1 protein-coding gene and 1 pseudogene are annotated in these 1031 nt (G+C 66.5%); both read left to right on the top strand.

Going from position 1 to position 1031, the window contains the following annotated elements; all coding sequences use genetic code 11:
- The coding region (locus ACWGPE_RS19310; protein ID WP_452049365.1) for an oxygenase MpaB family protein at positions 1–832 on the top strand (832 nt) is incomplete at its 5' end.
- Between the two features lies 1 nt (position 833).
- A pseudogene (locus ACWGPE_RS19305) lies at positions 834–1031 on the top strand (aldehyde dehydrogenase family protein); the annotation flags it as partial.

Raw genomic sequence — 1031 nt, 5'->3', positions numbered from 1 at the left:
GTACTTCGCCCTGGTGGCCTTCGGCGACGCGAAGTCTGTCCTCGACGCGTCCGAGATCCTGGTCAAGATCCACTCCAAGGCCGTCGGCACCGAGCCGATCACCAAGCGCCCGTTCGACGCCAACGATCCACACTCGCAGTTGTGGATCCACCTGACCGCCTGGCACTCGATCCTCTACAGCTACGAGATGTTCGGCCCCGGCAAGCTGTCGCCGGCCGAGGAGAGCTTGTACTGGGAGGAATGCGCACGGGCCGCGGAGTTCCAGACGATCAACCCCGACGACGTGCCGCGCACCCGTGAGGGCATCCGCGAATACTTCGAGAGCTTCCGGCCCGATCTGGTCGGCTCCGAGGTCGCCCAGCGGATGATGGATTACCTGGTCGACCTGGGCTATCACATCCTGCCCGAGCGGATGCCGCGCTGGATGCGCAAGGCGTTCAACATCCCGATGCGCGCCGCCATCATCGCCACCATGCCCCAGTGGATGCGCCTGCTGGGCGGCATCCCCCAGCGCCGGTTCGCCGACGTCGCGGCGCGGGCCGTGGTGCGCCCTTTCCTGAGGCTCATCGCCGCCAATCCGCGTTTCGAGCTGGCGATGCTGGACCTCACCACGCCGCACACCACACCGATCGTCGGCCCCACCCTGTTGGGCATCCCGGCCAAGAACACCGTGACCTACACCCCGGCCGAGGCCAGGGCCAAATGGGACCGGACCACTCCGTTCGAGCAGTACGCTGCGATCGTGGCCAAGCGGGAGGCGGGCGACGGTCCCACCCCGTACGCCCACAATCACCACGACGCATTGGTGCAATTCGACAAGAGTGCGAGCTGACATGACCGAAACGCAGATCGACGAGGCCCTCGAGGAACTCGTCGAGGGTGAAAAGACCTGGGCTTCCCTGTCATTGGCGGCCCGGCGCGGCTTACTCGACGAGGTGCGCGCCCTGACCGCGCGCCACGGCGCCGAGTGGGTGGATGCCGCCGTCGGGATCAAACAACTCGACCCTTCCTCACCGCTGGTCGGCGAGGAA

The organism is Agromyces sp. NPDC055658, assembly GCF_053618155.1.
The sequence above is the reverse complement of the archived record's forward strand: the minus strand, read 5'-3'. Positions and strand labels throughout refer to the sequence as shown.